Annotated in this window: 23 protein-coding genes; 8 read left to right on the top strand and 15 right to left on the bottom strand. The window is 63.4% G+C overall.

The features are described from left to right. Positions 1–21 precede the first annotated feature (21 nt). The 3 genes from ABZO33_RS09940 to ABZO33_RS09930 are packed head-to-tail and all read left to right on the top strand — an operon-like array spanning position 22 to position 1,467. Entirely contained in the window at positions 22–615 is a 594-nt protein-coding gene (locus ABZO33_RS09940; RefSeq protein WP_046857018.1) for a phosphoheptose isomerase, read from the top strand. Beyond that, positions 612–1,190 carry a BON domain-containing protein gene (locus tag ABZO33_RS09935; RefSeq protein WP_023630217.1) on the top strand — a complete coding sequence of 193 codons (579 nt, stop codon included), beginning with the start codon at positions 612–614 and terminating at the stop codon, positions 1,188–1,190. The genes ABZO33_RS09940 and ABZO33_RS09935 overlap by 4 nt, the downstream gene beginning before the upstream one ends. A gap of 58 nt (positions 1,191–1,248) precedes the next feature. Next, the gene (locus ABZO33_RS09930) at positions 1,249–1,467 is read left to right on the top strand and encodes a YgdI/YgdR family lipoprotein (protein WP_023630218.1); all 219 of its coding nucleotides are present in this window, start codon (positions 1,249–1,251) and stop codon (positions 1,465–1,467) included. Positions 1,468–1,524: 57 nt separating this feature from the next. On the opposite strand, the gene ABZO33_RS09925 is transcribed toward ABZO33_RS09930, so the two are convergent. The 7 genes from ABZO33_RS09925 to rplM all read right to left on the bottom strand — a co-directional run bounded on the left by ABZO33_RS09925 (position 1,525) and on the right by rplM (position 6,383). After that, positions 1,525–1,944, bottom strand: a complete 420-nt coding sequence (locus ABZO33_RS09925) for a ClpXP protease specificity-enhancing factor (protein WP_401104798.1) — start codon at positions 1,942–1,944, stop codon at positions 1,525–1,527. A 13-nt stretch (positions 1,945–1,957) separates the two neighbouring features. Beyond that, the gene (locus ABZO33_RS09920) at positions 1,958–2,581 is read right to left on the bottom strand and encodes a glutathione S-transferase N-terminal domain-containing protein (RefSeq protein WP_414535898.1); all 624 of its coding nucleotides are present in this window, start codon (positions 2,579–2,581) and stop codon (positions 1,958–1,960) included. 117 nt (positions 2,582–2,698) lie between these two features. Further along, positions 2,699–3,478: a cytochrome c1 gene (locus ABZO33_RS09915; RefSeq protein WP_414535897.1), complete on the bottom strand. Its 780-nt coding sequence runs from the start codon at positions 3,476–3,478 to the stop codon at positions 2,699–2,701. Continuing rightward, complete coding sequence (locus tag ABZO33_RS09910; protein ID WP_046857021.1) at positions 3,478–4,689, bottom strand: cytochrome b; 1,212 nt, start codon at positions 4,687–4,689, stop codon at positions 3,478–3,480. The genes ABZO33_RS09915 and ABZO33_RS09910 overlap by 1 nt, the downstream gene beginning before the upstream one ends. Beyond that, the gene (gene petA, locus ABZO33_RS09905) at positions 4,689–5,282 is read right to left on the bottom strand and encodes a ubiquinol-cytochrome c reductase iron-sulfur subunit (RefSeq protein ID WP_414535896.1); all 594 of its coding nucleotides are present in this window, start codon (positions 5,280–5,282) and stop codon (positions 4,689–4,691) included. The genes ABZO33_RS09910 and petA overlap by 1 nt, the downstream gene beginning before the upstream one ends. Before the next feature lie 265 nt (positions 5,283–5,547). Continuing rightward, complete coding sequence (gene rpsI, locus ABZO33_RS09900; RefSeq protein WP_003260797.1) at positions 5,548–5,940, bottom strand: 30S ribosomal protein S9; 393 nt, start codon at positions 5,938–5,940, stop codon at positions 5,548–5,550. A gap of 14 nt (positions 5,941–5,954) precedes the next feature. Next, on the bottom strand, positions 5,955–6,383 hold the full coding sequence (rplM, locus tag ABZO33_RS09895) for a 50S ribosomal protein L13 (RefSeq protein ID WP_008097538.1): 429 nt from the start codon (positions 6,381–6,383) through the stop codon (positions 5,955–5,957). Between the two features lie 256 nt (positions 6,384–6,639). On the opposite strand from rplM, the gene ABZO33_RS09890 reads away from it, so the two are divergent. Both ABZO33_RS09890 and ABZO33_RS09885 read left to right on the top strand, forming a co-directional pair. After that, on the top strand, positions 6,640–7,680 hold the full coding sequence (locus ABZO33_RS09890) for an NADP(H)-dependent aldo-keto reductase (RefSeq protein ID WP_414535895.1): 1,041 nt from the start codon (positions 6,640–6,642) through the stop codon (positions 7,678–7,680). 207 nt (positions 7,681–7,887) lie between these two features. Further along, positions 7,888–8,784 (top strand): GlxA family transcriptional regulator, encoded by an 897-nt coding sequence (locus tag ABZO33_RS09885; RefSeq protein WP_414536334.1) that lies wholly within the window; start codon positions 7,888–7,890, stop codon positions 8,782–8,784. A gap of 111 nt (positions 8,785–8,895) precedes the next feature. On the opposite strand, the gene zapE is transcribed toward ABZO33_RS09885, so the two are convergent. The 3 genes from zapE to ABZO33_RS09870 form a co-directional block, all read right to left on the bottom strand. Beyond that, positions 8,896–9,990 (bottom strand): cell division protein ZapE, encoded by a 1,095-nt coding sequence (zapE, locus tag ABZO33_RS09880; RefSeq protein WP_217867154.1) that lies wholly within the window; start codon positions 9,988–9,990, stop codon positions 8,896–8,898. Between the two features lie 85 nt (positions 9,991–10,075). Then, on the bottom strand, positions 10,076–11,425 hold the full coding sequence (locus tag ABZO33_RS09875) for a tryptophan--tRNA ligase (RefSeq protein WP_414535894.1): 1,350 nt from the start codon (positions 11,423–11,425) through the stop codon (positions 10,076–10,078). A 25-nt stretch (positions 11,426–11,450) separates the two neighbouring features. Further along, positions 11,451–12,086 carry an alpha/beta hydrolase gene (locus ABZO33_RS09870; RefSeq protein WP_414535893.1) on the bottom strand — a complete coding sequence of 212 codons (636 nt, stop codon included), beginning with the start codon at positions 12,084–12,086 and terminating at the stop codon, positions 11,451–11,453. Between the two features lie 135 nt (positions 12,087–12,221). Here ABZO33_RS09870 and ABZO33_RS09865 point away from each other — a divergent pair, with 135 nt between their 5' ends. Continuing rightward, on the top strand, positions 12,222–12,659 hold the full coding sequence (locus ABZO33_RS09865; protein ID WP_023630140.1) for a YhcB family protein: 438 nt from the start codon (positions 12,222–12,224) through the stop codon (positions 12,657–12,659). Between the two features lie 200 nt (positions 12,660–12,859). On the opposite strand, the gene mdeB is transcribed toward ABZO33_RS09865, so the two are convergent. Beyond that, positions 12,860–15,541 carry an alpha-ketoglutarate dehydrogenase gene (gene mdeB, locus ABZO33_RS09860; RefSeq protein ID WP_414536333.1) on the bottom strand — a complete coding sequence of 894 codons (2,682 nt, stop codon included), beginning with the start codon at positions 15,539–15,541 and terminating at the stop codon, positions 12,860–12,862. A 33-nt stretch (positions 15,542–15,574) separates the two neighbouring features. Then, positions 15,575–16,771, bottom strand: a complete 1,197-nt coding sequence (locus ABZO33_RS09855) for a methionine gamma-lyase (RefSeq protein ID WP_414535892.1) — start codon at positions 16,769–16,771, stop codon at positions 15,575–15,577. Between the two features lie 127 nt (positions 16,772–16,898). Between ABZO33_RS09855 and ABZO33_RS09850 the strand changes: the two genes are divergently transcribed. Continuing rightward, positions 16,899–17,378: an Lrp/AsnC family transcriptional regulator gene (locus ABZO33_RS09850; protein WP_414535891.1), complete on the top strand. Its 480-nt coding sequence runs from the start codon at positions 16,899–16,901 to the stop codon at positions 17,376–17,378. 177 nt (positions 17,379–17,555) lie between these two features. Here the strand turns inward: ABZO33_RS09850 and cysN are convergent, their stop codons facing one another. The 3 genes from cysN to ABZO33_RS09835 all read right to left on the bottom strand — a co-directional run bounded on the left by cysN (position 17,556) and on the right by ABZO33_RS09835 (position 21,319). Next, on the bottom strand, positions 17,556–19,457 hold the full coding sequence (cysN, locus tag ABZO33_RS09845; RefSeq protein WP_414535890.1) for a sulfate adenylyltransferase subunit CysN: 1,902 nt from the start codon (positions 19,455–19,457) through the stop codon (positions 17,556–17,558). Positions 19,458–19,473: 16 nt separating this feature from the next. Continuing rightward, on the bottom strand, positions 19,474–20,391 hold the full coding sequence (gene cysD / locus ABZO33_RS09840) for a sulfate adenylyltransferase subunit CysD (protein WP_038707406.1): 918 nt from the start codon (positions 20,389–20,391) through the stop codon (positions 19,474–19,476). Positions 20,392–20,560: 169 nt separating this feature from the next. Next, complete coding sequence (locus ABZO33_RS09835) at positions 20,561–21,319, bottom strand: Nif3-like dinuclear metal center hexameric protein (RefSeq protein ID WP_414535889.1); 759 nt, start codon at positions 21,317–21,319, stop codon at positions 20,561–20,563. A 205-nt stretch (positions 21,320–21,524) separates the two neighbouring features. Between ABZO33_RS09835 and algW the strand changes: the two genes are divergently transcribed. After that, on the top strand, positions 21,525–22,685 hold the full coding sequence (algW, locus tag ABZO33_RS09830; RefSeq protein ID WP_046857030.1) for a Do family serine endopeptidase AlgW: 1,161 nt from the start codon (positions 21,525–21,527) through the stop codon (positions 22,683–22,685). Positions 22,686–22,700 lie beyond the last annotated feature (15 nt).

Below are 22,700 nucleotides of genomic sequence, written 5' to 3'. Positions count from 1 at the left end.
GCCCCTCTTAAGGTCACCCAGATGGACATGCAATCCCGAATTCGCCGGCTGTTCCAGGCCAGCATCGACACCAAGCAACAGGCAATGGACATCCTGGCACCCCACATCGAGCAGGCCAGCCTGGTCATGGTCAACGCCCTGCTCAACGACGGCAAGATGCTCGCGTGCGGCAACGGCGGCTCGGCCGGCGATGCCCAGCACTTCTCCTCGGAACTGCTCAACCGCTTCGAGCGCGAGCGGCCGAGCCTGCCGGCCATCGCCCTAACCACCGACAGCTCGACACTGACCTCGATCGCCAACGACTACAGCTACAACGAAGTCTTCTCCAAGCAGATCCGCGCCCTGGGCCAGCCCGGCGATGTGCTTCTGGCGATCTCCACCAGCGGTAATTCGGCCAACGTGATCCAGGCGATCCAGGCCGCCCATGACCGCGAAATGATTGTTGTCGCCCTGACCGGGCGCGATGGCGGCGGCATGGCCTCGCTGCTGCTGCCCGAGGACGTCGAGATCCGCGTCCCCGCCACGGTCACCGCGCGCATCCAGGAAGTCCACCTGCTGGCGATCCACTGTCTGTGCGACCTGATCGACAGCCAACTGTTCGGGAGTGAAGAATGATCTCCAAGCGTATCGGCCTGATGGCCCTGACCCTGTGCCTCGGCGTATCGGGCTGCAGTTCCGTGCTCACCTCGGCGCGCAACTCGCCCATCGAGGATGACCGCGGCACCCGCACCATCGGCAGCAAGATCGATGACTCGCTGATCGAGACCAAGGTCTCGGTCAACATCGCCAAGGCCAACCCGGAGCTGGACAAGGGCTCGCACATCGTCGTCAGCAGCTACAACGGTGTCGTGCTGCTTGCCGGCCAGACACCACGCGCCGACCTCAAGTCCCTCGCCGAGCAGACCGCCGGCCAGGTGCAGCGGGTCAAGAAGGTACATAACGAGCTGCAAGTCATTCAGCCGTCGTCGATCCTGGCGCGCAACAACGACGCCTGGCTGACCACCAAGATCAAGACCCAGATGCTGACCGACGAGAGCGTGCCCAGCTCGCGTATCAAGGTGATCACCGAAAACGGCATCGTCTACCTGCTCGGCCTGGTCAGGCAGCAGGAGGCCAACGCCGCCACCAATGTGGTGCAGGGCGTGTCGGGCGTGCAGAAGATCGTCAAGCTGTTCGAGTACATCGACTGACAACCCCTTGGCGAGCGTCGGGACGCTCGCCTTTTCACTCTGATCCAGGAAGTACCCCATGAAGAAGCTTCTGCTGCCCGCCCTGCTGATCGGCACCTTCGCCACCCTGGCCGGCTGCTCCACTCCGAGCGTGATCACCCTCAACGATGGCCGCGAACTGCAGACCACCGACACGCCGCACTTCGACCGCAACTCCGGCTTCTACGAGTTCAAGCAACTGGATGGCAAGCCGACCCGCATCAACAAGGACCAGGTGCAGAGCATCAAGGACCTGTAATTGCAGCAAGAATGAAAAAGGCGATCCCCGCGGATCGCCTTTTTTTGTCCCTGCCTGTTACTTCACGACTTTCAGGCTCGGACGACCACTTGGGCGCGGCGGCTCGGGCGGACCATCGTCATCCGGCTCGACACCGTCGCCCTCAAGGTCATCCTCGTCCGCGAGCGGCGGCTCCAGCTCGAAGACCATGCCCTGGCCATTCTCCCGGGCGTAGATCCCCAGGATGGCGCCAATCGGCACATACAGCGTGTGCGCCACGCCACCGAAGCGCCCTTCGAAGCTCACCGCCTCGTTGTCCATGTGCAGGCTGCGCACCGCACTGGGGGAGATGTTCAGGACGATCTGGCCATCGCTGGCGAAACCTTGTGGCACCTGGACCGCCGGGTACTCGGCGTTGACCAGCATATGGGGCGTGCAATCGTTGTCGACGATCCACTCGTACAGCGCGCGAACCAGATAGGGGCGACTGGAGTTCATCAACGGCTCCTCTTTAAACCTTGCGCATTTCACGTTCAGTAGCAGACAGGCTCGCCTGGAAAGGCTCGCGGGCGAACTGTCGCTCCATGTAATCCAGCAGCGGCTTGGCCTGCCGCGGCAACTCGATACCCATCACCGGCAAGCGCCAGAGTATGGGCAGTAGACAGCAATCGACCAGACTCTGCTCCTCGCTCATGAAGCAGGCCATTTCAGCGAACAGCGGGGCCACGCCCGTCAGGCTCTCGCGCAACTCCTTGCGCGCCTGGGTACGTGCCGCCTCGCTGCTGCGCGGGTCCAGCACGGTGTCGGCCAGGCTGCACCAGTCGCGCTGGATGCGGTGCATCAGCAGGCGACTGTTGCCGCGAGCCACCGGATAGACCGGCATCAGCGGCGGGTGCGGGTAACGCTCCTCGAGGTACTCCATCACCACGCTCGACTCGTACAGCGCCAGATCGCGATCGACCAGGGTCGGCAGGCTGCCGTAAGGGTTCACTTCGACCAGCTTGGGCGGCAGGCGATTGCGGTCGACATCGATGATCTGCACCGTGACGCCTTTCTCCGCGAGCACCAGGCGTACCCGATGGGAGTAATGGTCAGCAGGGTCGGAATAGCAGGCTAACCTGTTGGTTGCGCCCATGTAGCGCCTCCTCGTACGGGATGCTTGTAATACTGCAAATGAAAACGCGCCCGGGGCACCCCAGCGACATGGCTGGGGCACCCCGGGCGCGTTCAACTACCAGAAACTACTGCGTGATCAGTGCACGTCCTTCCAGTATTCGCGCTTGAGCAAGTAGGCGAACACGAAGAAGAAAGCCAGGTACAGCAACACGTAGGTACCGATGCGCTGGCTTTCCAGTTTGACCGGGTTGGCCGAATAGGCCAGGAAGGTCACCAGGTTCTTGACCTTCTCGTCGAACTGCTCGGCCGTCAGGGTACCGGATTTCTCCTCGACGGTCAGCTGGTCGCACGCTTCATGGGTCAATGGGCTGCCGGTCAGCGGGTCGTATTGCTTCTTGCCGTCGACCACACTCTGCACCTGCTTGCAGCCAATCACCTGGTTGCCCTGCAGGCCGACCAGCACGTTGGGCATGCCGACGTTGGGGAAGACCTTGTTGTTCACCCCGTATGGCCGCGTCTTGTCTTCATAGAAGCTGCGCAGGTAGCTGTACAACCAGTCGTTGCCACGCACCCGGGCAACCAGGGTGAGGTCGGGCGGCGCGGCGCCGAACCAGGTCTTGGCATCGTTGGGTTGCATGCCGATCTTCATGTGATCGCCGATCTTGGCGCCGGTGAACACCAGGTTTTCGAGCATCAGCTCGTGGGGGATTCCCAGGTCGTCGGCGACACGCTCGTAACGCTGGAACTTGGCGCTATGGCAACCCATGCAATAGTTGGCGAAGGTGCGCGCGCCATCCTGCATCGCGGCCTTGTCGGTCAGGTCGATATCGACCTTGTCCAGCTCCAGACCGTGTTCGGCGGCGAACGATAGGCCAGGCATCAATGCCAGCAAGCATACTGCAATAAACTTTTTCATCAGCCAGTCACCCTTTCCGGAACCGGTTTGGTCTTCTCGAGCCTTGTGTAGAACGGCATCAGCAGGAAGTACGCGAAGTACAACACCGTGCACACCTGCGACAGCAAGGTACGCCCCGGGGTTGGCGCCAGTACGCCCAGCACGCCAAGGATGACGAAGGACACGCAGAACACCAGCAACCAGATCTTGCTCAGCCAGCCCTTGTAGCGCATCGAGCGCACCGGACTGCGGTCAAGCCAGGGCAACACGAACAGCACCGCGATCGCCGCGCCCATGGCAATCACCCCGAACAGTTTGTCGGGCACCGCGCGCAGGATCGCGTAGAACGGCGTGAAGTACCAGACAGGGGCGATATGCTCAGGCGTCTTGAAGGCGTTGGCCTGCTCGAAGTTCGGTTTTTCCAGGAAGTAGCCACCCATTTCCGGGAAGAAGAACACCACGGCACAGAACACGAAGAGGAACACCACGACGCCGGCGATATCCTTGACGGTGTAGTACGGGTGGAACGGGATGCCATCCAGCGGGATGCCGTTCTCGTCCTTCTTCTTCTTGATGTCCACACCATCGGGGTTGTTCGAACCCACTTCGTGCAGCGCCAGGATGTGCAGCACCACCAGGCCCAGGATCACGATCGGCAGGGCCACCACGTGCAGGGCGAAGAAGCGGTTCAGGGTGATGCCGGAGATCAGGTAGTCACCACGGATCCACTGGGTCAGGTCATCACCGATCACCGGGATCGCGCCGAACAGCGAGATGATCACCTGGGCACCCCAGTACGACATCTGGCCCCAGGGCAGCAGGTAGCCCATGAACGCCTCGGCCATCAGCGCCAGGTAGATCAGCATGCCGAACAGCCAGACCAGCTCGCGCGGCTTCTGGTAGGAGCCGTAGAGCAAGCCGCGGAACATGTGCAGGTAGACCACGATGAAGAACGCCGACGCGCCGGTAGAGTGCAGGTAGCGCAGGATCCAGCCGTACTCGACGTCGCGCATGATGTACTCGACCGAGGCGAAGGCCTCTTCCGCCGAGGGGGTGAAACTCATGGTCAGCCACACGCCGGTGACGATCTGGTTGACCAGCACCAGCAACGCCAGCGAGCCGAAGAAGTACAGGAAGTTGAAGTTCTTGGGCGCGTAATACTTGCTTAGATGGTCTTCCCACATCTTCGTCGCGGGGAAGCGCGCATCGATCCACTCCATGAACTTGCTCATCATGCGTTCTCCTGATCGACGCCGATGACGATGAGATCGTCCGACTCGTACGAGTGCGGTGGCACTGGCAGGTTGAGGGGCGCCGGCTGGGACTTGTAGACGCGCCCGGCCAGGTCGTAGTGCGAGCCGTGGCAGGGGCAGAAATAGCCACCGACCCACTTCGGCCCCAGGTCAGCCGGGGCGACTTCAGGGCGGAAGGTCGGCGAGCAACCCAGGTGCGTGCACAGGCCGACCAGGATGAGAATCTCGGGCTTGATCGAGCGGACTTGCGGGTCGACGTAGGTGGGCTGCACCGACGCCTTGGATTCAGGATCGGACAGCTCGCCGGTGATCTTTTTCAGATTGCCGAGGATCTCCTCCGTTCGCCGCACGATGAATACAGGTTGCCCACGCCATTCAGCTACCATCTGCTGACCGGGCTCGACCTTGGCGATATTGACCTTCACCGGTGCCCCTGCGGCTTTCGCCTTGGCACTGGGAAACCATGACCCCACGAACGGTACCGCTGCCCCCACTGCCCCCGCTGCCCCGACCACGGATGTCGCGGCTACGAGGAAGCGGCGCCGGCCTGCGTTGACGCCGTCATTGCTCATTCAGTCCTCTCCCATCAGCTTGCTTGGCCTGTTTGAACAGGCATCTACTTAGGTACGTCTGTGGCACTAAAAATTGGCCGCAATGGTAAGGAACAAATCCACACGCTGACAAGGTGATTACCCGCTCGTCGGGCCACTACCCTCGCTTTGCTTGATCTGCGTCTATGCGACAAACGGCCACGGACTAGCAGACAGGTTAGTTGAAGACATAAAAAAAGCCCGGTTCCAAAAAGGAACCGGGCTTTTTTCGACTGCCGAAGCGGTATTAACGCTTGGAGTACTGAGGACGCTTACGCGCTTTACGCAGACCCACTTTCTTACGCTCAACTTCACGAGCGTCGCGGGTGACGTAGCCAGCACGACGCAGAGCGCCACGCAGGGTTTCGTCGTATTCCATCAGGGCGCGGGTGATGCCGTGGCGGATTGCACCGGCCTGACCGCTGACACCACCACCGGAAACGGTGACGTAGATGTCGAACTTCTCAACGGTTTCGGTCAGTTCCAGCGGCTGGCGAACAACCATGCGAGCGGTTTCGCGGCCGAAGAACACGTCCAGAGAACGGTTGTTGATGGAGATGTTACCGGTACCTGGACGCAGGAAAACGCGAGCGGTTGCGGTCTTGCGACGGCCAGTGCCGTAGTTTTGAGTCGCCGACATAATGAACTATCCCGTTAGATCTTCAGTTCTTGAGGCTGCTGAGCAGTGTGTGGGTGAGCAGCACCCGCGTACACTTTCAGCTTGCGGTACATGTCGCGACCCAGCGGGTTCTTCGGCAGCATGCCTTTGACCGCGGTTTCGATAACACGCTCAGGGGCCTTGGCGATCAACTTCTCGAAGTTGATTTCCTTGATACCGCCCGGGAAGCCGGAGTGGGAGTAGTACATCTTGTCGGAAGACTTGGCACCAGTCACACGGATCTGCTCGGCGTTGATGACGACGATGTAGTCGCCGGTGTCAACGTGAGGGGTGTATTCTGGCTTGTGCTTGCCACGCAGGCGGCTAGCGATTTCGGTAGCCAGACGACCCAGGGTCTGACCAGCGGCGTCGACTACGAACCACTCGCGCTTTACTGTTTCCGGTTTAGCAGTAAAAGTTTTCATTCTCTAAAGCCTCAGAGGCCGCCCAGCGAAAAATAGACGGCGAATCTTACTGGATAGTGCACAGCTTGCCAAGGGCAAGCGCGCAGCCGAACGCTGACGCTTTTGGGGGCTCGGGTCGGGCACGCCAATGTTCGACAAGGGTTCCCTGCGTGGTGGTGCATCACTTCCGCCACACGGAGAGGGGCAGAATTATCCAGATTGCAGGAAAAATTTCAACCTGCTTTTATGGTCATCTTTGCCATGGAGCGTCTACCCGATGGAATACCGCAAGCTCGGCCGTACCGACCTCGACGTCAGCGCCCTGTGCCTGGGCACCATGACCTGGGGTGAACAGAACACCCAAGACCAGGCCTTCGCCCAGATCGCCCTGGCCAAGGCCAGCGGCATCAACTTCATCGACACCGCCGAGATGTACCCGGTGCCACCGCGCCCGGAGACCTACGCCGCCACCGAACGCATCATCGGCAACTGGTTCGCCGCCAACGGCGACCGTGACGACTGGATCCTCGCCAGCAAGGTCGCCGGCCCCGGCAACGGCATCAGCCACATCCGCGACGGGCAGCTCAAGCACAACCGCCAGCACATCGTCGCCGCGCTGGACGAAAGCCTCAAGCGCCTGCAGACCGATCGCATCGACCTCTACCAGTTGCACTGGCCCGAGCGCAGCACCAACTTCTTCGGCAAGCTCGGTTACCAGCACCTGCCCCAGGACATCTTCACCCCCCTGGAGGAAACCCTGGAGGTGCTCGATGAACAGGTGCGCGCCGGCAAGATCCGCCACATCGGCCTGTCCAACGAAACCCCGTGGGGCACCCTGAAATTCCTGCACCTGGCCGAAACCCGAGGCTGGCCCCGCGCGGTGTCGATCCAGAACCCCTACAACCTGCTCAACCGCAGCTTCGAAGTAGGCCTGGCGGAGGTGGCAATCCGCGAGCAGTGCGGCTTGCTGGCCTACTCGCCGCTGGCCTTCGGCATGCTGTCGGGCAAGTACGAAAACGGCGCCCGCCCGGAACATGCCCGCCTGACCCTGTTCAGCCGCTTTGCCCGCTATTCCAACCCGCAGACCGTGGCCGCCTGCGGCCGCTATGTACAGCTGGCCCGCGAGCATGGGCTGGACCCGGCGCAGATGGCGCTGGCGTTCGTGACCCGGCAGCCGTTCGTGACCAGCAACATCATCGGCGCGACGAGCCTCGAGCAACTGCGCAGCAATATCGACAGCCAGGCGTTGAACCTGGGCGATGAACTGCTGGCGGCAATCGAGGCGGTGCATCAGGAGCAGCCGAACCCCGCGCCTTGATGCAACAGAGGCGCTGCACTGCGCTTTCGTGGGGTAGACACAATCGCCAAAAAATAAGACGATCCAGCCGGTGATTGACCACTCTACCCTATAAGAACAATGACAATGATGTTTACTCAACCCCCGGCGTCGCTGCGGCGCGTCAGCATCCTGGCCGTTGATAAAGTGTTCGCTTCGACACTGATGCAGGCCAAGGACTTCTTCCACCTGGCCAGCCTGCGCTACAGCAAGCAGCTGGGCCTGGGCCTGCAACCGATGTTCGAGATCGGCCTGGTGAGCCCGGACGGTTTGCCCGTGGACAGCTTCAGCAACGTGCAGTTGCCGGTCGACAGCGGCCTGAACGATGCCGACGTGATCATCCTGCCGGCCTTCTGGGACGACTTCGACAACCTGCTGCAACGCTATCCGCAGGTACTGCCCTGGCTGCGTGCGCAGCATACCCGTGGCGCGGTGCTGTGCGCCGAGGCCAGCGGCGTGTTCTGGTTGGCCGAGTCGGGGCTGCTCGACGGCAAGGAGGCGACCACCTACTGGCGCTTCTTCAGCAGCTTCGCCGAGCGCTTCCCGAAGATCCGCCTGAACCAGGACAAGCACCTGACCGACGCCGACAATCTCTACTGCGCCGGCGGCACCACCTCGGCCTGCGACCTGTACATCTACCTGATCGAACGCTTCTGCGGCGCCAACGTGGCCCGCGCGGTGGCCCGCGACATCCTCTACGAGGTGCAGCGCAGCTATACCCCGGGGCGCATGGGCTTCGGCGGCCAGAAGCTGCACCAGGACCTGATCATCCTGCAGATCCAGCACTGGCTCGAAGAGCACTTCGCCGACAAGTTCCGCTTCGAGGATGTCGCGCGCAACCACGGCATGAGCATCCGCAACTTCATGCGCCGCTTCCAGAGCGCCACCGGCGACAAACCCCTGCACTACCTGCAGCGCCTGCGCATCGAGACCGCCAAGGGCCTGCTGTCGAGCACGCGCAAGAGCATCAAGACCATCAGCTACGAGGTGGGCTACGACGACGCGAGTTTCTTCGCCCGGCTGTTCCGCCAGCACACGGAGTTGTCGCCGAACCAGTATCGGCAGCAGTTCATGCAGGAGGCCTGAAAGGCCTCCCAGCTGCAAGCCTCAAGCTACAAGCCACAAGAAAAAGCCAGAGCAGTACGCGAACTGCTCTGGCTTTTCTTGTGGTTTGCAGCTAGAAGCTTGCAGCTGCCGTCAGGGCTTGTGCGCCCGCGACAGGAACTCGTGGGACTGCATTTCCAGCAGACGGCTGAGCGTGCGCTGGAACTCGAAGCTCAGGCGCCCACCGGTGTACAAGTCCTTGAGCTCCACCTCGGCCGAGATGATCAGCTTGACGTTGCGGTCGTAGAACTCGTCGACCATGTTGATGAAGCGCCGGGCGATGTCGTCGGTGGTCACGCCCATCTGCTCGACATTGCTCAGCAGCACGGCATGGAAGATCTTGCCCAGCTCGATGTAGTCGTTCTGGCTGCGCGGCCCGTCGCACAGGGCGCGGAAGTCGAACCAGGCGACATCGTCGCAGGTGCGCAGGGCATGGATCTCGCGGTTCTCGATCATCAGCACGTCGTTCTCGACGGCCTGGGTGCACTCTGGGGTCAACGCCTTGAAGCTGGCGCGCAGGCTTTCATGCGCCGCGTCGTCGAGCGGGAAGTGGAACAGCTCGGCCTGTTCCAGGTGGCGCAGGCGGTAGTCCACGCCACTGTCGACGTTCACCACATCGGTGTACTGCTTGATCATGGCGATGGCCGGCAGGAAGCGCGCGCGCTGCAGGCCGTCCTTGTACAGGCCGTCCGGGACGATGTTGGAAGTGGCCACCAGCGACACGCCGTTCTTGAACAGCTCTTCCATCAGGGTGCCGAGGATCATGGCATCGGTGATATCGGAGACGAAGAACTCGTCGAAGCAGATCACCTTGGCCTCGTCGCTGAAGCGCTTGGCGATGATGGTCAGCGGGTTCTTCTCGCCCTTGAGGGTCTTCATCTCCTCGTGGACGCGCTTCATGAAGCGGTGGAAGTGCGTGCGCATCTTCTGCTTGAACGGCAGCGCTTCATAGAAGGTGTCGACCAGGTAGGTCTTGCCCCGGCCCACGCCGCCCCAGAAGTACAGGCCCTTGACCGGCGTCTGCTCCTTCTTGCCGAACAGCTTGCCGAACACCCCCGGCTTGTTGTTCTGCGCCTGCACCAGGTCGTCGTACAGGCGCTGCAGGTGACGCACCGCAGTTTCCTGCGCCGCGTCATGGAAGAAGTCGGGGCGTTTCAGATCGGCTTGGTATCGTTCTAGGGGCGTCATGATTTCGTTAGCGAGGCAACAAAAAACGGGCCGTCACTGTAGCGACCGGCCCGCTTAATGGCAATCAGACTTGCGTCAAAGTGACTCAGTCCGCCTGTGGCGCCAGGGCCTCGCGCAGGCTGGTGATGGCCGCGTCACGGGCCTCGGCGGCCTCGAACTGCGGCCCGTCGGCAACTTGCTCGCCTTCCAGCCACAGGCTGAAGCTCAAGCCCTCGACCCGCACATCGGCCTCGCCGCCCTGTTGCAGTTGCTTGCTTACCGCACCCGCGCTCTTGCCATCGGCGAAGCTGCGCGACAGCAGCAATTGCTCGCCATCGGCGGCCAGCAGGCGGAAACGGAAGCTGCCGTCTTCATCGCGGAAACTGACGAAACGGGCAGTCTTGGCGGCCTTCTTCTTCACCTCGGTGCTCGCCTGCACGGTGGTGCGGAACGAACGCAGGCCAACCGCCTCGCGCAGTTGCTCGAGGAACGGCGTGGCGATCTTGCGGGCCTTGGCGGCGCCGGCCAAGAGGATGTCCTCGAGGTCCGACGGGCGCGAGATCAGCTGGTGATAGTGCTCGCGCTTGTCGGCCAACTGGCCGTCGAGCAGCTGGAACAGGCGCTGCTTGGCATCGCCCCAGCCCAGGCCCTGCAGCAGCTCTTCGCGGAACTCGGCGCATTGCGCCGGCGTGGAGAACGCCTGGAACAGGGTGAACAGGTGCGAATTGTCCGGATCCTTGGCCTCGCCCGGGGCCTTGGAGTCGGTGACGATGCGCGAGATCGCCTCCTTCATGTCCTTGGCGCTGGTGAACAGCGGGATGGTGTTGTCGTAGCTCTTGGACATCTTGCGACCGTCCAGGCCCGGGAGCGTGGCCACGCTCTCCTCGATCACCGCCTCAGGCAGGGCGAAGAAGTCCTTGCCCTGGCCGAACAGGTGGTTGAAGCGCTGGCCGATGTCACGGGCCATTTCCACGTGCTGGATCTGGTCGCGGCCGACCGGCACCTTGTTGGCATTGAACATCAGGATGTCGGCGGCCATCAGTACCGGGTAGCTGAACAGGCCCATGCTCACGCCGGCGTCCGGGTCTTCGCCAGCCTCGACGTTCTTGTCCACCGAAGCCTTGTAGGCGTGGGCACGGTTGAGCAGGCCCTTGGCGGCGACGCAGGTCAGCAGCCAGGTCAGTTCCGGGATCTCGGGGATGTCCGACTGGCGATAGAAGGTCACCTTGGCCGGGTCCAGGCCACCGGCGAGCCAGGTGGCGGCGATTTCCAGGCGCGAGCGCTGGATGCGCTGCGGGTCATCGCACTTGATCAGGGCGTGGTAGTCGGCCAGGAAGTAGAACGAGTCGACGCCCGGCTGCTGGCTGGCGAGGATGGCCGGGCGGATGGCGCCGGCGTAGTTGCCCAGGTGCGGGGTGCCGGTGGTGGTGATACCGGTGAGGATGCGCGTGGTCATGGGGGTTCGCTTATTCAGGCTTGGCTCAGTTCGAAAGGCGCGGCAGCAGCAGATCCTTCAGATCGGTCAGCTTGCCATGGAAAAAGTGTCCGCATTCTGCCACTTTCAGCAGCTCGTGGGGGCGCGACAGGGCGGCGGACCAATCGTAGACCAGTTGCGGATCGACCACTTCGTCGGTGTCCGGCTGCACGACGGTCAGCGCGACGCGCTCGGGCAGCGGGAACTGCGCGTTCAGGCGCATCACCGCCGGGGCGATCATGAACAGCTGTTGCAGCTCGACACCCGCCGCCTCCAGGCGACCGGCCAGGCTGGCGGCAACGAAGCCGCCGAAGGAGAAGCCCATCAGCACCAGTGGCAGTTCGGGGTGCTGCTGGCGCAGCCAGGCTGCGGCAGCCTCGGCATCCGCCACCTCGCCAGCGCCCATGTCGTGGCTGCCGGCGCTCTGGCCAACGCCGCGGTAGTTGAAGCGCAGGGTGACGTAACCTGCATCACGGGCGGTACGCTGCAGGGTCGAAACCACCTTGTTGAGCATGGTGCCGCCCTGGACCGGGTTGGGGTGGCAGATCAGCACCGCGCCACGGGCATCGGCCACGTCCAGGTACAAAGCCTCGAGCTGGCCGGTCGGGCCATCGATGAACAAGGGGGTTTCGCGGATAAGCAAGGTACTACTCCGTGACCTCGTGAAGGGTCGACTCGTCTAGCAAAGGAATTCTGTTCTGATTTGCGATCGCTCGCGGTATACAGCGCAGGTCTGAGCCGTTAACGTAAAGCAAAGCCGTTTATAGAGGAAGGACTCGTGGAACACTCGCTCCTTGTTTGGTTGCTGCCGACCCTGGCCCTGGTTGTCGGTGTCGTCGTCGGTTTCGCGCTGGCCCGCCTGCTGCCCAACGCGGCACCGAGCAACACCCAACGCCAGCTGGATGACATCCAGCAGCGCTTCGACAATTACCAGAACGAAGTGGTGACCCACTTCAACAGCACTGCCTCGCTGGTCAAGAAACTGACCCAGAGCTACCAGGACGTGCAGGATCACCTGGCCGACGGCGCCAACCGCCTGGCCCTGGACGAGCTGACCCGCCAACGCCTGCTGGCCGCGCTGCACTCGGAAGCCGCGCAAGGCCCACGTGATCGCCTGACGCCGCCGAAAGATACCGCCGAAGTGCCACGCGACTACGCACCGAAGTCGCCGAACTCGCCCGGCATGCTCGATGAAAGCTACGGGCTCAAGCGCTGAATCGATGACATGAAGAAGGCCTCGCAAGAGGCCTTTTTTGTGGGAAGTCGCAAGCGGGATCTGCGTGGGAGCGGGCTTGCCCCGCGATCACCGGCGAAGCCGGTGCCATACACCGCATCGCGGGGCAAGCCCGCTCCCACGCAGTTCCATTTAACTCACAGCGTAATCTTTGCCCCGCGATTGGGCCGGCCCAGATCACCTCAGCGATACCAGGCCGCCCCCTCCTCGCCGATGCCATAAAGCGCCCGCGCCTGCCCCAGCACATCCGCTGGCAACACGCCCTGGCGCACCAGCCCATGCAGCGCCGCCAGCACCACCGCATGCCGATCCACCTCGAAGAACCGTCGCAACTGCTGGCGCGTGTCACTGCGCCCGAAACCATCGGTGCCCAGGGTGGTATAGGGCGCCTGCACATACTCGGCGATCAACTGCGGCCAGGCGCGCACATAGTCGCTGGCCGCGATCACCGGGGCGTCGCCGGGCAGGCAACGACACACATGGCAATCCGCCTGCGCCCCGGCCATCGCCAGGCGTTGCGCATCCCTGGCCCCACGCGCCAGCTCGCTGAAGCTGGTGACGCTGAACACCTCGCTGTCGACCTGCCAGTCACTGGCCAGCAACTCGCCGGCGGCAATCACCTCGCGCAGGATGGTGCCCGAACCCAGCAAGCGCACCTGGCCACGGGGTGCGACCGAGGAATGCCGGGCAAACCGATACATGCCTCGCAGTACATCGTCGTGCATGTCGTCGGGCAACGACGGCTGCGGGTAGTTTTCATTCATCACCGCCACATAGTGGAACTCGTCCTGCTGCTCCACCAGCATGCGCCGCGCGCCATGGTCGAGGATCACCGCCAGCTCGCCGGCAAAGCACGGATCCCAGGCCCGGCAGTTGGGCACCATCGACGCCATGACCAGGCTCGATCCATCCTGATGCTGCAAGCCCTCGCCACCCAACGTGGTGCGCCCCGCTGTGGCACCCAGCAACAGACCCCGGGCACGCTGGTCGGCGGCGGCCCAGATCAGGTCGCCGACCCGCTGGAAGCCGAACATCGAGTAGTAGATGTACACCGGCAGCATCGGCTCGCCATGCACCGCGTAGGCGGTCGCCGCCGCGACCCATGAGGAAATAGCCCCGGCCTCGGTGATGCCCTCCTCCAGCAACTGGCCGTCCCGCGCCTCCTTGTAGACCAGCAGCGAGCCGGCGTCTTCCGGCTCGTAGCGTTGCCCGTGGGGCGAATAGATACCGATCTGGCGGAACAGGCTGGCCATGCCGAAGGTGCGCGCCTCGTCGGCGACGATCGGCACCACCCGTGGCCCCAATTCAGGCGCCTTCAGCCAGTTGCCCAGCAAGCGCACGGCGGCCATGGTGGTGGACATCTCCTTGCCCTCGGCGTGCAGGGCGAAACCGCCGAACGCCTCCAGTTCCGGCACGGGCAAGGTGGCGCAGTCGTTGCGGCGTAGCGGCAACGGCCCGCCCAGGGCTTCGCGGCGTTGGCGCAGGTAGATCATCTCCGGGCTGTCGGCGGCCGGACGGTAGAAACGCAGCTGCTCCACCGCCTCGTCCGACAGCGGCAGGTGGAAACGATCGCGAAAGGCCAGCAGCGCCTGCACATCGAGCTTCTTGGCCTGGTGCGCGGTCATCCGTGACTCGCCGGCACTGCTCATGCCGTAGCCTTTCTTGGTCTTGGCCAGGATCACCGTCGGCCGGCCCTTGCAGGCCTTGGCCGCGGCATAGGCGGCATGCAGCTTGCGAAAATCGTGGCCACCGCGCTTGAGGGCGCTGATCTCCTCGGCGCTCATGTGCGCCACCAGGCGCTGCAAGGCGGGGTTCTGCTTGAAGAAGTGTTCGAGGTTGTAGCTGCCGTCCTTGGCGCCGAGGGTCTGGAACTGCCCGTCGGGTGTCGCCGCCAGCTGGCGCAGCAGCGCATGCTCGTGATCGCGGGCGAACAAGGCGTCCCACTCCGAGCCCCACAGCACCTTGATCACGTTCCAGCCGGCACCGCTGAACAACGCTTCGAGTTCCTGGATGATCTGGCCATTGCCGCGTACCGGGCCGTCCAGGCGCTGCAGGTTGCAGTTGACGATGAACGTCAGGTTGTCCAAGCCTTCACGGGCCGCCAGGGTCAGGCCGGCGGTCGACTCCGGCTCGTCCATCTCGCCATCGCCGAACACGCCCCAGACATGCCGGGCAGAGGTGTCGAGCAGCCCGCGATGCTGCAGGTAGCGCAGGAAGCGCGCCTGATAGATCGCATTGAGCGGGCCGATGCCCATGGAGCCTGTGGGGAACTGCCAGAAGTCCGGCATCAGCCAAGGGTGCGGATAGGAGCACAGCCCGTTGCCGCCGACCTCCTGCCGGTAGTTGGCCAGCTGTTCCTCGCTAAGGCGCCCTTCAAGAAATGCGCGGGCATAGATGCCCGGCGCCGAGTGCGGCTGGAAGAACACCAGGTCGCCACTGCGCCGTGCGCCACCACCCTCGCCGTGGAAAAAATGCTGGAAACCGACCTCGAAGATCTCCGCCGCCGAGGCGTAGCTGGCGATATGCCCGCCGAGCTCGCCATAGGCGTGGTTGGCCCGTACCACCATGGCCAGGGCGTTCCAGCGCAGGATGCCGGTAATACGCTCGTCCAGCTCGAGATCGCCGGGGTAAGCGCCCTGCTGCTCCACCGGCACGGTGTTGCGGTAGGCCGAGAACGCCTGGGCCTCACGCTCCAGGCCCAGCTCAAGGGCATGGGCCTGCAGGCGCTGCAGCAGGTAGCGCGCCCGCGCCGGGCCGCAGTGGGCCAGGGTCGAGGCCAGCGCCTCGCACCACTCGGCGGTTTCCGCAGGGTCGCTGTCCAGGGCGGCATCAAGGGCCGTCAACGGCTCGTTCGGGTTCATCATCGCTACCATCGCGCAGGCCTCGTCCGTGGCGATTCAGGCACAGGCCTTCAGGGCCTGGGCAATGTCGGCAAGCAAGTCGTCGATGTCTTCCAGCCCCACCGACAGACGCACCAGCCCTTCCGAGATGCCATGTTCGGCACGCTCCTGCTGGGTATAGCTGGAGTGAGTCATGCTCGCCGGGTGCTGGGCCAGCGACTCGGCATCACCCAGGCTCACCGCGCGGCTGAACAGCTGCAGGGCGTTCATGAAACGGCGCCCGGCTTCGATCCCGCCCTTCAGCTCGAAAGCGATCATGCCGCCCGGCAGGCGCATCTGCCGCTGGGCCAGCGCGTACTGCGGGAAGGAAGGCAGGCCCGGGTAATGCAGCAGCTCGACCTGTGATTGTTCGGCGAGAAACTCGGCCACCTGCTGGGCATTGGCGCAGTGGCGGTCCATGCGCAGGGCCAGGGTCTTGATGCCGCGCATCAACAGCGAGGCGTCGTGGGGCGAAAGTACGGCGCCGGTCATGTCCTTGAGCCCTTCCAGGCGGATGCGGTCGATCAGCGCCTTGCGCCCCACCACCAGGCCGGCGGTGATATCACCATGCCCGGACAGGTACTTGGTGGCCGAATGCACCACCAGGTCGACGCCCAGTTCCAGCGGGCGCTGCAGGTAGGGTGTGCAGTAGGTGTTGTCGACCACGATGCTCAGGTCATGGCCCTGTGCAGCCTCGACCACCGCGGCGATATCCACCAGCTGCATGTTGGGGTTGGCCGGCGACTCGAAGTAGATCATCCGCGTCTTCGCGGTGATCGCGGCCTTGAGTGCCGGGATATCGTTGAGGTCGACATGGCGGATCTTCACGCCGAACTCGCCGATGCCGTGGTGCAGGTAGGCGAAGGTGCAGCCATACAGGGTGCTGCCGACGATCAGCTCGTCACCCGGGCGTAGCAGGGTCCATAGCGTGGCGGTGATGGCGCCCATCCCGGAGGCCAGCGCCAGCCCGGCCTCGCCGCCTTCGAGCGACGCCATGCGTTGCTCCAGCAGGGCCAGCGTCGGGTTGGAAATACGGCTGTAAAAGTGCCCCGGCTCTTCGCCGGCGAAGCAGGCGGCGCCGTACTCGACAGTCGGGAAAGCGTAGGTGGCGGTCTGGTAGACCGGCGGCACCAGGGCGCCGCCGTGGGACATCGGGTCATAGCCATGGTGGATGGCCCGCGTGGAGAAACCGGTATTGTTGTTGGAGTCGCGCATGGCAACAGTCTCTTGTGGTTTGTTATAAGCTTATGCCACCAAGCTGCCGCGCTTTTTCCAAACTTGCCCACGCAATCGGGCATGTTTTGAAAGAAAAACAACAAAAACAGAACCAGGAGGGCAAGATATGCCTTCAGCTCTCGACCGTACCGACCGCGCCCTGCTCGCCGCCCTGCAGGACAACGCCCGCCTGACCGTTTCCGAACTCGCCGACCAGGTCGCCCTGACCACCTCGCCCTGCTGGCGGCGGGTCAAGCTGCTCGAAGACAACGGCTACATCACCGGCTACCAGGCCATTCTTTCGCCCAAGTCGCTGGGCTTCGGGGTGACCGCGTTCGTCAGCATCATGATGGACTCGCATACCAAGGAAATGGCCCTGGCGTTCGAGAAACGGCTGGTGGAGATCCCCGAGATCGTCGCCTGCCACAATATCTCCGGGCGCTATGATTTTTTGCTGGAGATCCTGGCGCGGGACCTGGAGTCGTTTGGCGAATTCACCCGGGAGGTGCTGCAGCGGTTGCCGGGGGTGAAGGAGATCTATTCGAGCTTTTCGTACAAGGCGGTGAAGGAGCGGCGGGTGATTCCCGTTTCCGAAGCGCATATCTAGGGCCGCCCTGCGGCCCATCGCCGCGGTTCGTCGCCACGACAAGCCGGCTCCCACACCGACCGCGCTGACCTGAAACCCTGCACCATCCCGTGGGAGCTGGCTTGCCAGCGATGGGCTGCAAAGCAGCCCTAAATGAAAAAACCCGCCGAAGCGGGTCTTTTCATGGACGGCGATGGATCAGATCGCCCCACGCTGACGCAGCACATCCAGCACCAGCTTCACGCCTTCATCGACGCTGACCGACTGGGTGTCGATCACCAGGTCCGCATCCAGCGGCACATCGAACGGGAAGCTCTCGCCCGGGATGTTGTCGCCACCGGCGGCATACAGGCCTTGCGGGTCACGCTCGCGGCATACCAGCGGCGACGCCTGTACATAGACGGTCACCAGGCGCTCCTTGCCGATCAGCGCCCTGGCCTGCTCGCGGCCCTCGGCATCGGGGGCGACGAAGGCGGCCAGGGTGAGCAGGCCGGCTTCGTTGAACTGGCGCGCCACATGGGCAGCGCGGCGCCAGTTCTCGGTGCGCCCGGCGCGGTCCTGCGGCAGGCCCTTGTTCAGGTCATGACGCAGGTTCTGCCCGTCGAGCACGTAGACTGCACGGCCCATGTCGAACAGCTTGCGCTCCACGGCGTAGGCCAGGGTGCTCTTGCCGGCGCCCGACAGGCCACTGAACAGCACGGTGGCTGGCTGCTGACCGAAGCGCAGGGCACGCTCTTCGGTGGACACATGGGCCAGCTTGCCGTGTTGGCCAGTGCCGCCGTGGGGCAGTACCGGCGGGGCGATGATCATGCCGGCGCCGACGGTGCCGTTGGTCAGGCGGTCGATGACGATGAATGCGCCGGTGGTGCGGTTGCTCTCGTAACCGTCCAGGGCGATGGCGCTGTCCAGGGCGACCTTGACCCGGCCGATCTCGTTGAGCTGCAGCGCGCTGGCGGCGCCCTGCTCAAGGGTATTCACATCGACCTTGTGGCTGATGCTGGCGATCGAGCCCGGCACATAGCTGGTGGCGCGCTTGATATCGTACTTCTTGCCCGGGAGCATCGGCTCCTCGGCCATCCACACCAGCATGGCGTCGAACTGGTCGGCCACCGTTGGAACATTGTCGGCATGCACCAGCAGGTCGCCACGGGAGATGTCGATCTCGTCTTCCATGGTCAGGGTCACCGCCTGGCCAGGCCCGGCGTTCTCCAGTTCACCTTCGTAGGTGACGATGGACTTGACCCGGCTGCTCTTGCCCGACGGCAGAACGACGATCTCGTCGCCCTTGTGCACCACGCCACCGGCAATGGTGCCGGCAAAGCCGCGGAAGTTGAGGTTCGGGCGGTTGACGTACTGCACCGGGAAACGCAGGTCGGTGACATTGCGGTCGGCGGCGATCTCGACAGTCTCGAGTATCTCCATCAGCGCAGGGCCCGTGTACCACGGCGAACGCTCGCTGCGGTTGACCACGTTGTCACCCTTGAGCGCCGACATCGGCACGAAGTGCAGGCTGCTCGGCTTGAGGTCGATGCCCTCGGCGAACTTCAGGTAGTCGGCCTTGATCGACTCGAAGACCTGCTCGTCGAAGCCCTTGAGGTCCATCTTGTTGACCGCGACGACGATGTGTTTGATGCCCAGCAGGGACGCGATATAGCTGTGCCGGCGGGTCTGGGTCTGCACGCCGTAGCGGGCGTCGACCAGGATGATCGCCAGGTCGCAGGTCGAGGCGCCGGTGGCCATGTTGCGGGTGTACTGCTCGTGGCCAGGGGTGTCGGCGATGATGAACTTGCGCTTGGCAGTGGAAAAATAGCGGTAGGCGACATCGATGGTGATGCCCTGCTCGCGCTCGGCCTGCAGGCCGTCGACCAGCAGCGCCAGGTCGACTTCCTCGCCAGTGGTGCCGGACTTCTTCGAGTCACGAGTGATGGCCTCGAGGTGGTCCTCGTAGATCATCTTCGAGTCGTGCAGCAGGCGCCCGATCAGGGTGCTCTTGCCGTCGTCCACGTTGCCGCAGGTGAGGAAACGCAGCAGTTCTTTGCGCTCATGCTGAGCCAGATAAGCGAGGATGTCTTCGCTGATCAAATCGGATTGGTGCGACATGGAGTAACCCTGAAAATTAGAAGTAGCCCTGACGTTTCTTGTCTTCCATGGAGCCTGCGCCATCGTGGTCGATGACCCGGCCCTGACGCTCGGAAGTCCGCGTCAGAAGCATTTCCTGGATGATGTCGGTCAGCGTTTCGGCTTCAGACTCGACCGCACCCGTCAACGGGTAGCAGCCCAGGGTACGGAAACGCACCTTCTTCTTGACGATACGCGCCTTCTCTTCCTCGGAGAGGTGCTCGAGGATGCGCTCGTCGTCGATCATGATCAGGGTGCCGTTCTTCTCGATCACTTCACGCTCGGCGGCGAAGTACAGCGGCACGATCGGGATGCCTTCGAGGTAGATGTACTGCCAGATGTCCAGCTCGGTCCAGTTCGACAGCGGGAACACGCGGATCGACTCGCCCTTGTTGACCTTGCCGTTGTAGATGTTCCACAGCTCCGGGCGCTGGTTCTTCGGGTCCCAGCGGTGCTTGCTGTCACGGAACGAGTAGACGCGCTCCTTGGCCCGCGACTTCTCTTCGTCGCGGCGCGCGCCACCGAAGGCGGCGTCGAAGCCGTGCTTGTCCAGCGCCTGCTTCAGGCCCTGGGTCTTCATGATATCGGTGTGCTTTGAGCTGCCATGGGTGAACGGGTTGATGCCCTGCGCCACACCTTCGGGGTTGACGTGGGTGATCAGCTCCAGGCCCATCTCTTCGACCATCTTGTCGCGGAAGCGGTACATCTCCTGGAACTTCCACTGGGTGTCGACGTGCATCACCGGGAACGGCAGCTTGCCCGGGAAGAACGCTTTGCGCGCCAGGTGCAGCATGACCGCGGAATCCTTGCCGATCGAGTACAGCATCACCGGGTTGTCGAACTCGGCGGCCACCTCGCGGATGATGTGGATGCTCTCCGCCTCCAGCTGTTTCAAGTGCGTCAGATTGTCGACCATGGCTACTCACGAAAAACGATCTTATGGACGGCCTGCGGGCCGTGTTCGAGCGAGCCACTTTATCACAGCACCTGATTCTATTTAGGAGGCTGCCTAGATCGAAAAGGTCTAATGATATGACTGGGGGTTTGGGCGAAAAGCATCGCGGGGCAAGCCCGAGATGAGGCGTTCAGATCGGATTCGGGCAATCGATGAACAGGTGCTCCAGGGCAAAGCGACGCGCCAGGTAATCGCCCAGCGCCTGCACGCCGTAGCGCTCCGTGGCGTGGTGACCGGCGGCGATGAAGCTGACGCCGTTCTCGCGGGCACTGTGGAAGGTCTGCTCCGACGCCTCGCCACTGATGAACAGGTCGACCCCGGCGGCGATGGCGGTGTCGATGTAGCCCTGCCCGCCCCCGGTGCACCAGCCGACTCGGCGGATCATCTGCTCACCCTCGATGAGCAGCGGCTCACGCCCCAGCGCCTCCTGCACACGGCGGGCGAAATCCCGCGCCGATACCGGTTCGGCCAGCGAACCGACCAGGCCCACCACCTTGGGATTGTTCGGGTCCAACGGACCTTCGACGGTGATGTCCAGCTGGCGCGCCAGCTGCACGTTGTTGCCCACCTCCGGGTGCACGTCCAGCGGCAGGTGGAAGGCCAGCAGGCTGATGTCGTGCTTGAGCAGGGTCTTCAGGCGCCGCTGCTTGATCCCGGTGATGCACGGGTTTTCGCCCTTCCAGAAGTAGCCATGGTGCACCAGCACCAGGTCGGCCTCGGCCTCGACCGCGGCGTCCAGCAGCGCCTGGCTGGCGGTGACGCCGCTGACGATGCGGCTGACCTGGGGACGGCCCTCGACCTGCAGGCCGTTGGGGCAGTAATCCTGGATCCTGGCGCTGCCCAGGTAGCGCTCGGCTTCCTCGACCAGGGTATTGAGGGCGACGGCCATGAAAAATCTCCTCGAATTCGGCATTGCGACGGGCGTCAGGCCCTATAATGGCCGCCATTATGGGCCGTCGCCGGCGTGGGGGAAACCGCTGGCGGGCGCTCGGGGTGTCCAGCCATCGCCGTTCGGTTTCTTCAGGTGTATGATCGCGCCCGCTCGCGCCCCGGGCCCATAGACACAGCCCCCGCCCCACTCCCAGGATCGATTCATGCTCAAGGCTCTGCGTTACTTCGGCTGGCCCCTGCTCACCGGTGTGCTGATCGCCATGCTGGTCATCCAGCGCTTCCCCGAATGGGTCGGCCTGCCCAGCCAGGACGTCAACCTGCAACAAGCCCCGCAAACCACCAAGCTCATGCAGGGGCCGGTCTCCTATGCCGATGCCGTGACCCTGGCCGCGCCCGCAGTGGTCAACCTCTATACCACCAAGGTAGTGAACAAGAGCGCGCACCCGCTGTTCGAGGACCCGCAGTTCCGCCGTTTCTTCGGCGACAACCTGCCCAAGCAGCGGCGCTGGGAGTCGAGCCTGGGCTCGGCGGTAATCATGAGCCCGGAAGGTTACCTGCTGACCAACAACCACGTCACCAGCGGCGCCGACCAGATCGTCGTGGCCCTCAAGGATGGCCGCGAGACCCTCGCCCGAGTGATCGGCAGCGACCCGGAAACCGACCTGGCGGTACTGAAAATCGACCTCAAGAGCCTGCCGGCGATCACCATCGGCCGCTCCGACAGCATCCATATCGGTGACGTGACCCTGGCCATCGGCAACCCCTTCGGTGTCGGCCAGACCGTGACCATGGGCATCATCAGCGCCACCGGCCGCAACCAGCTGGGCCTGAACAACTACGAAGACTTCATCCAGACCGATGCGGCTATCAACCCGGGCAACTCCGGCGGTGCACTGGTGGATGCCAACGGCAACCTGGTGGGCATCAACACCGCGATCTTCTCCAAGTCCGGCGGTTCCCAGGGCATCGGCTTCGCCATCCCGGTCAAACTGGCACTGGAGGTGATGAAGTCGATCGTCGAGCATGGCCAGGTGATCCGTGGCTGGCTGGGCATCGAAGTGCAGCCGTTGAGCCAGGAGTTGGCCGACTCGTTCGGCATGCAGGGCCGCCCCGGTATCGTTGTGGCGGGGATCTTCCGCGATGGCCCGGCGGCGCGTGCCGGCCTGCAACTGGGTGACGTGATCCTGAGCATCAATGGCGAGCCGGCCGGCGACGGGCGCAAGTCGATGAACCAGGTAGCGCGGATCAAGCCCAACGAGAAGATCACCATCGAGGTGATGCGCAATGGTCAGCAGCTCAAGCTGGTGGCCGAGGTGGGGTTGCGGCCACCACCAGCGCCGGTGGCCGCCAAGGAAGAGAAGTAAGGCTACAGGGGCCGC

The organism is Pseudomonas sp. CAM1A, assembly GCF_047501685.1.
GTDB lineage: Bacteria > Pseudomonadota > Gammaproteobacteria > Pseudomonadales > Pseudomonadaceae > Aquipseudomonas.
Note: the sequence above shows the minus strand (reverse complement) of the source record. Positions and strands in the feature narration are given on the sequence as shown.

Excerpts from the sequence above, each read along its gene's own strand:
- algW (WP_046857030.1), top strand. The coding sequence starts at position 21,525 with ATGCTCAAGGCTCTGCGTTACTTCGGCTGGCCCCTGCTCACCGGTGTG.
- ABZO33_RS09890 (WP_414535895.1), top strand. The coding sequence starts at position 6,640 with ATGGAATACCGCAAGCTCGGCCGTACCGACCTCGACGTCAGCGCCCTG.
- ABZO33_RS09855 (WP_414535892.1), bottom strand. The coding sequence starts at position 16,771 with ATGCGCGACTCCAACAACAATACCGGTTTCTCCACGCGGGCCATCCAC.
- cysD (WP_038707406.1), bottom strand. The coding sequence starts at position 20,391 with ATGGTCGACAATCTGACGCACTTGAAACAGCTGGAGGCGGAGAGCATC.
- ABZO33_RS09920 (WP_414535898.1), bottom strand. The coding sequence starts at position 2,581 with ATGGGCGCAACCAACAGGTTAGCCTGCTATTCCGACCCTGCTGACCAT.
- ABZO33_RS09925 (WP_401104798.1), bottom strand. The coding sequence starts at position 1,944 with ATGAACTCCAGTCGCCCCTATCTGGTTCGCGCGCTGTACGAGTGGATC.
- ABZO33_RS09875 (WP_414535894.1), bottom strand. The coding sequence starts at position 11,425 with ATGACCACGCGCATCCTCACCGGTATCACCACCACCGGCACCCCGCAC.
- ABZO33_RS09930 (WP_023630218.1), top strand. The coding sequence starts at position 1,249 with ATGAAGAAGCTTCTGCTGCCCGCCCTGCTGATCGGCACCTTCGCCACC.
- petA (WP_414535896.1), bottom strand. The coding sequence starts at position 5,282 with ATGAGCAATGACGGCGTCAACGCAGGCCGGCGCCGCTTCCTCGTAGCC.
- ABZO33_RS09850 (WP_414535891.1), top strand. The coding sequence starts at position 16,899 with ATGCCTTCAGCTCTCGACCGTACCGACCGCGCCCTGCTCGCCGCCCTG.
- rpsI (WP_003260797.1), bottom strand. The coding sequence starts at position 5,940 with ATGTCGGCGACTCAAAACTACGGCACTGGCCGTCGCAAGACCGCAACC.
- ABZO33_RS09910 (WP_046857021.1), bottom strand. The coding sequence starts at position 4,689 with ATGAGCAAGTTCATGGAGTGGATCGATGCGCGCTTCCCCGCGACGAAG.
- rplM (WP_008097538.1), bottom strand. The coding sequence starts at position 6,383 with ATGAAAACTTTTACTGCTAAACCGGAAACAGTAAAGCGCGAGTGGTTC.
- zapE (WP_217867154.1), bottom strand. The coding sequence starts at position 9,990 with ATGACGCCCCTAGAACGATACCAAGCCGATCTGAAACGCCCCGACTTC.
- ABZO33_RS09915 (WP_414535897.1), bottom strand. The coding sequence starts at position 3,478 with ATGAAAAAGTTTATTGCAGTATGCTTGCTGGCATTGATGCCTGGCCTA.
- ABZO33_RS09835 (WP_414535889.1), bottom strand. The coding sequence starts at position 21,319 with ATGGCCGTCGCCCTCAATACCCTGGTCGAGGAAGCCGAGCGCTACCTG.
- ABZO33_RS09940 (WP_046857018.1), top strand. The coding sequence starts at position 22 with ATGGACATGCAATCCCGAATTCGCCGGCTGTTCCAGGCCAGCATCGAC.
- ABZO33_RS09935 (WP_023630217.1), top strand. The coding sequence starts at position 612 with ATGATCTCCAAGCGTATCGGCCTGATGGCCCTGACCCTGTGCCTCGGC.
- cysN (WP_414535890.1), bottom strand. The coding sequence starts at position 19,457 with ATGTCGCACCAATCCGATTTGATCAGCGAAGACATCCTCGCTTATCTG.
- mdeB (WP_414536333.1), bottom strand. The coding sequence starts at position 15,541 with ATGATGAACCCGAACGAGCCGTTGACGGCCCTTGATGCCGCCCTGGAC.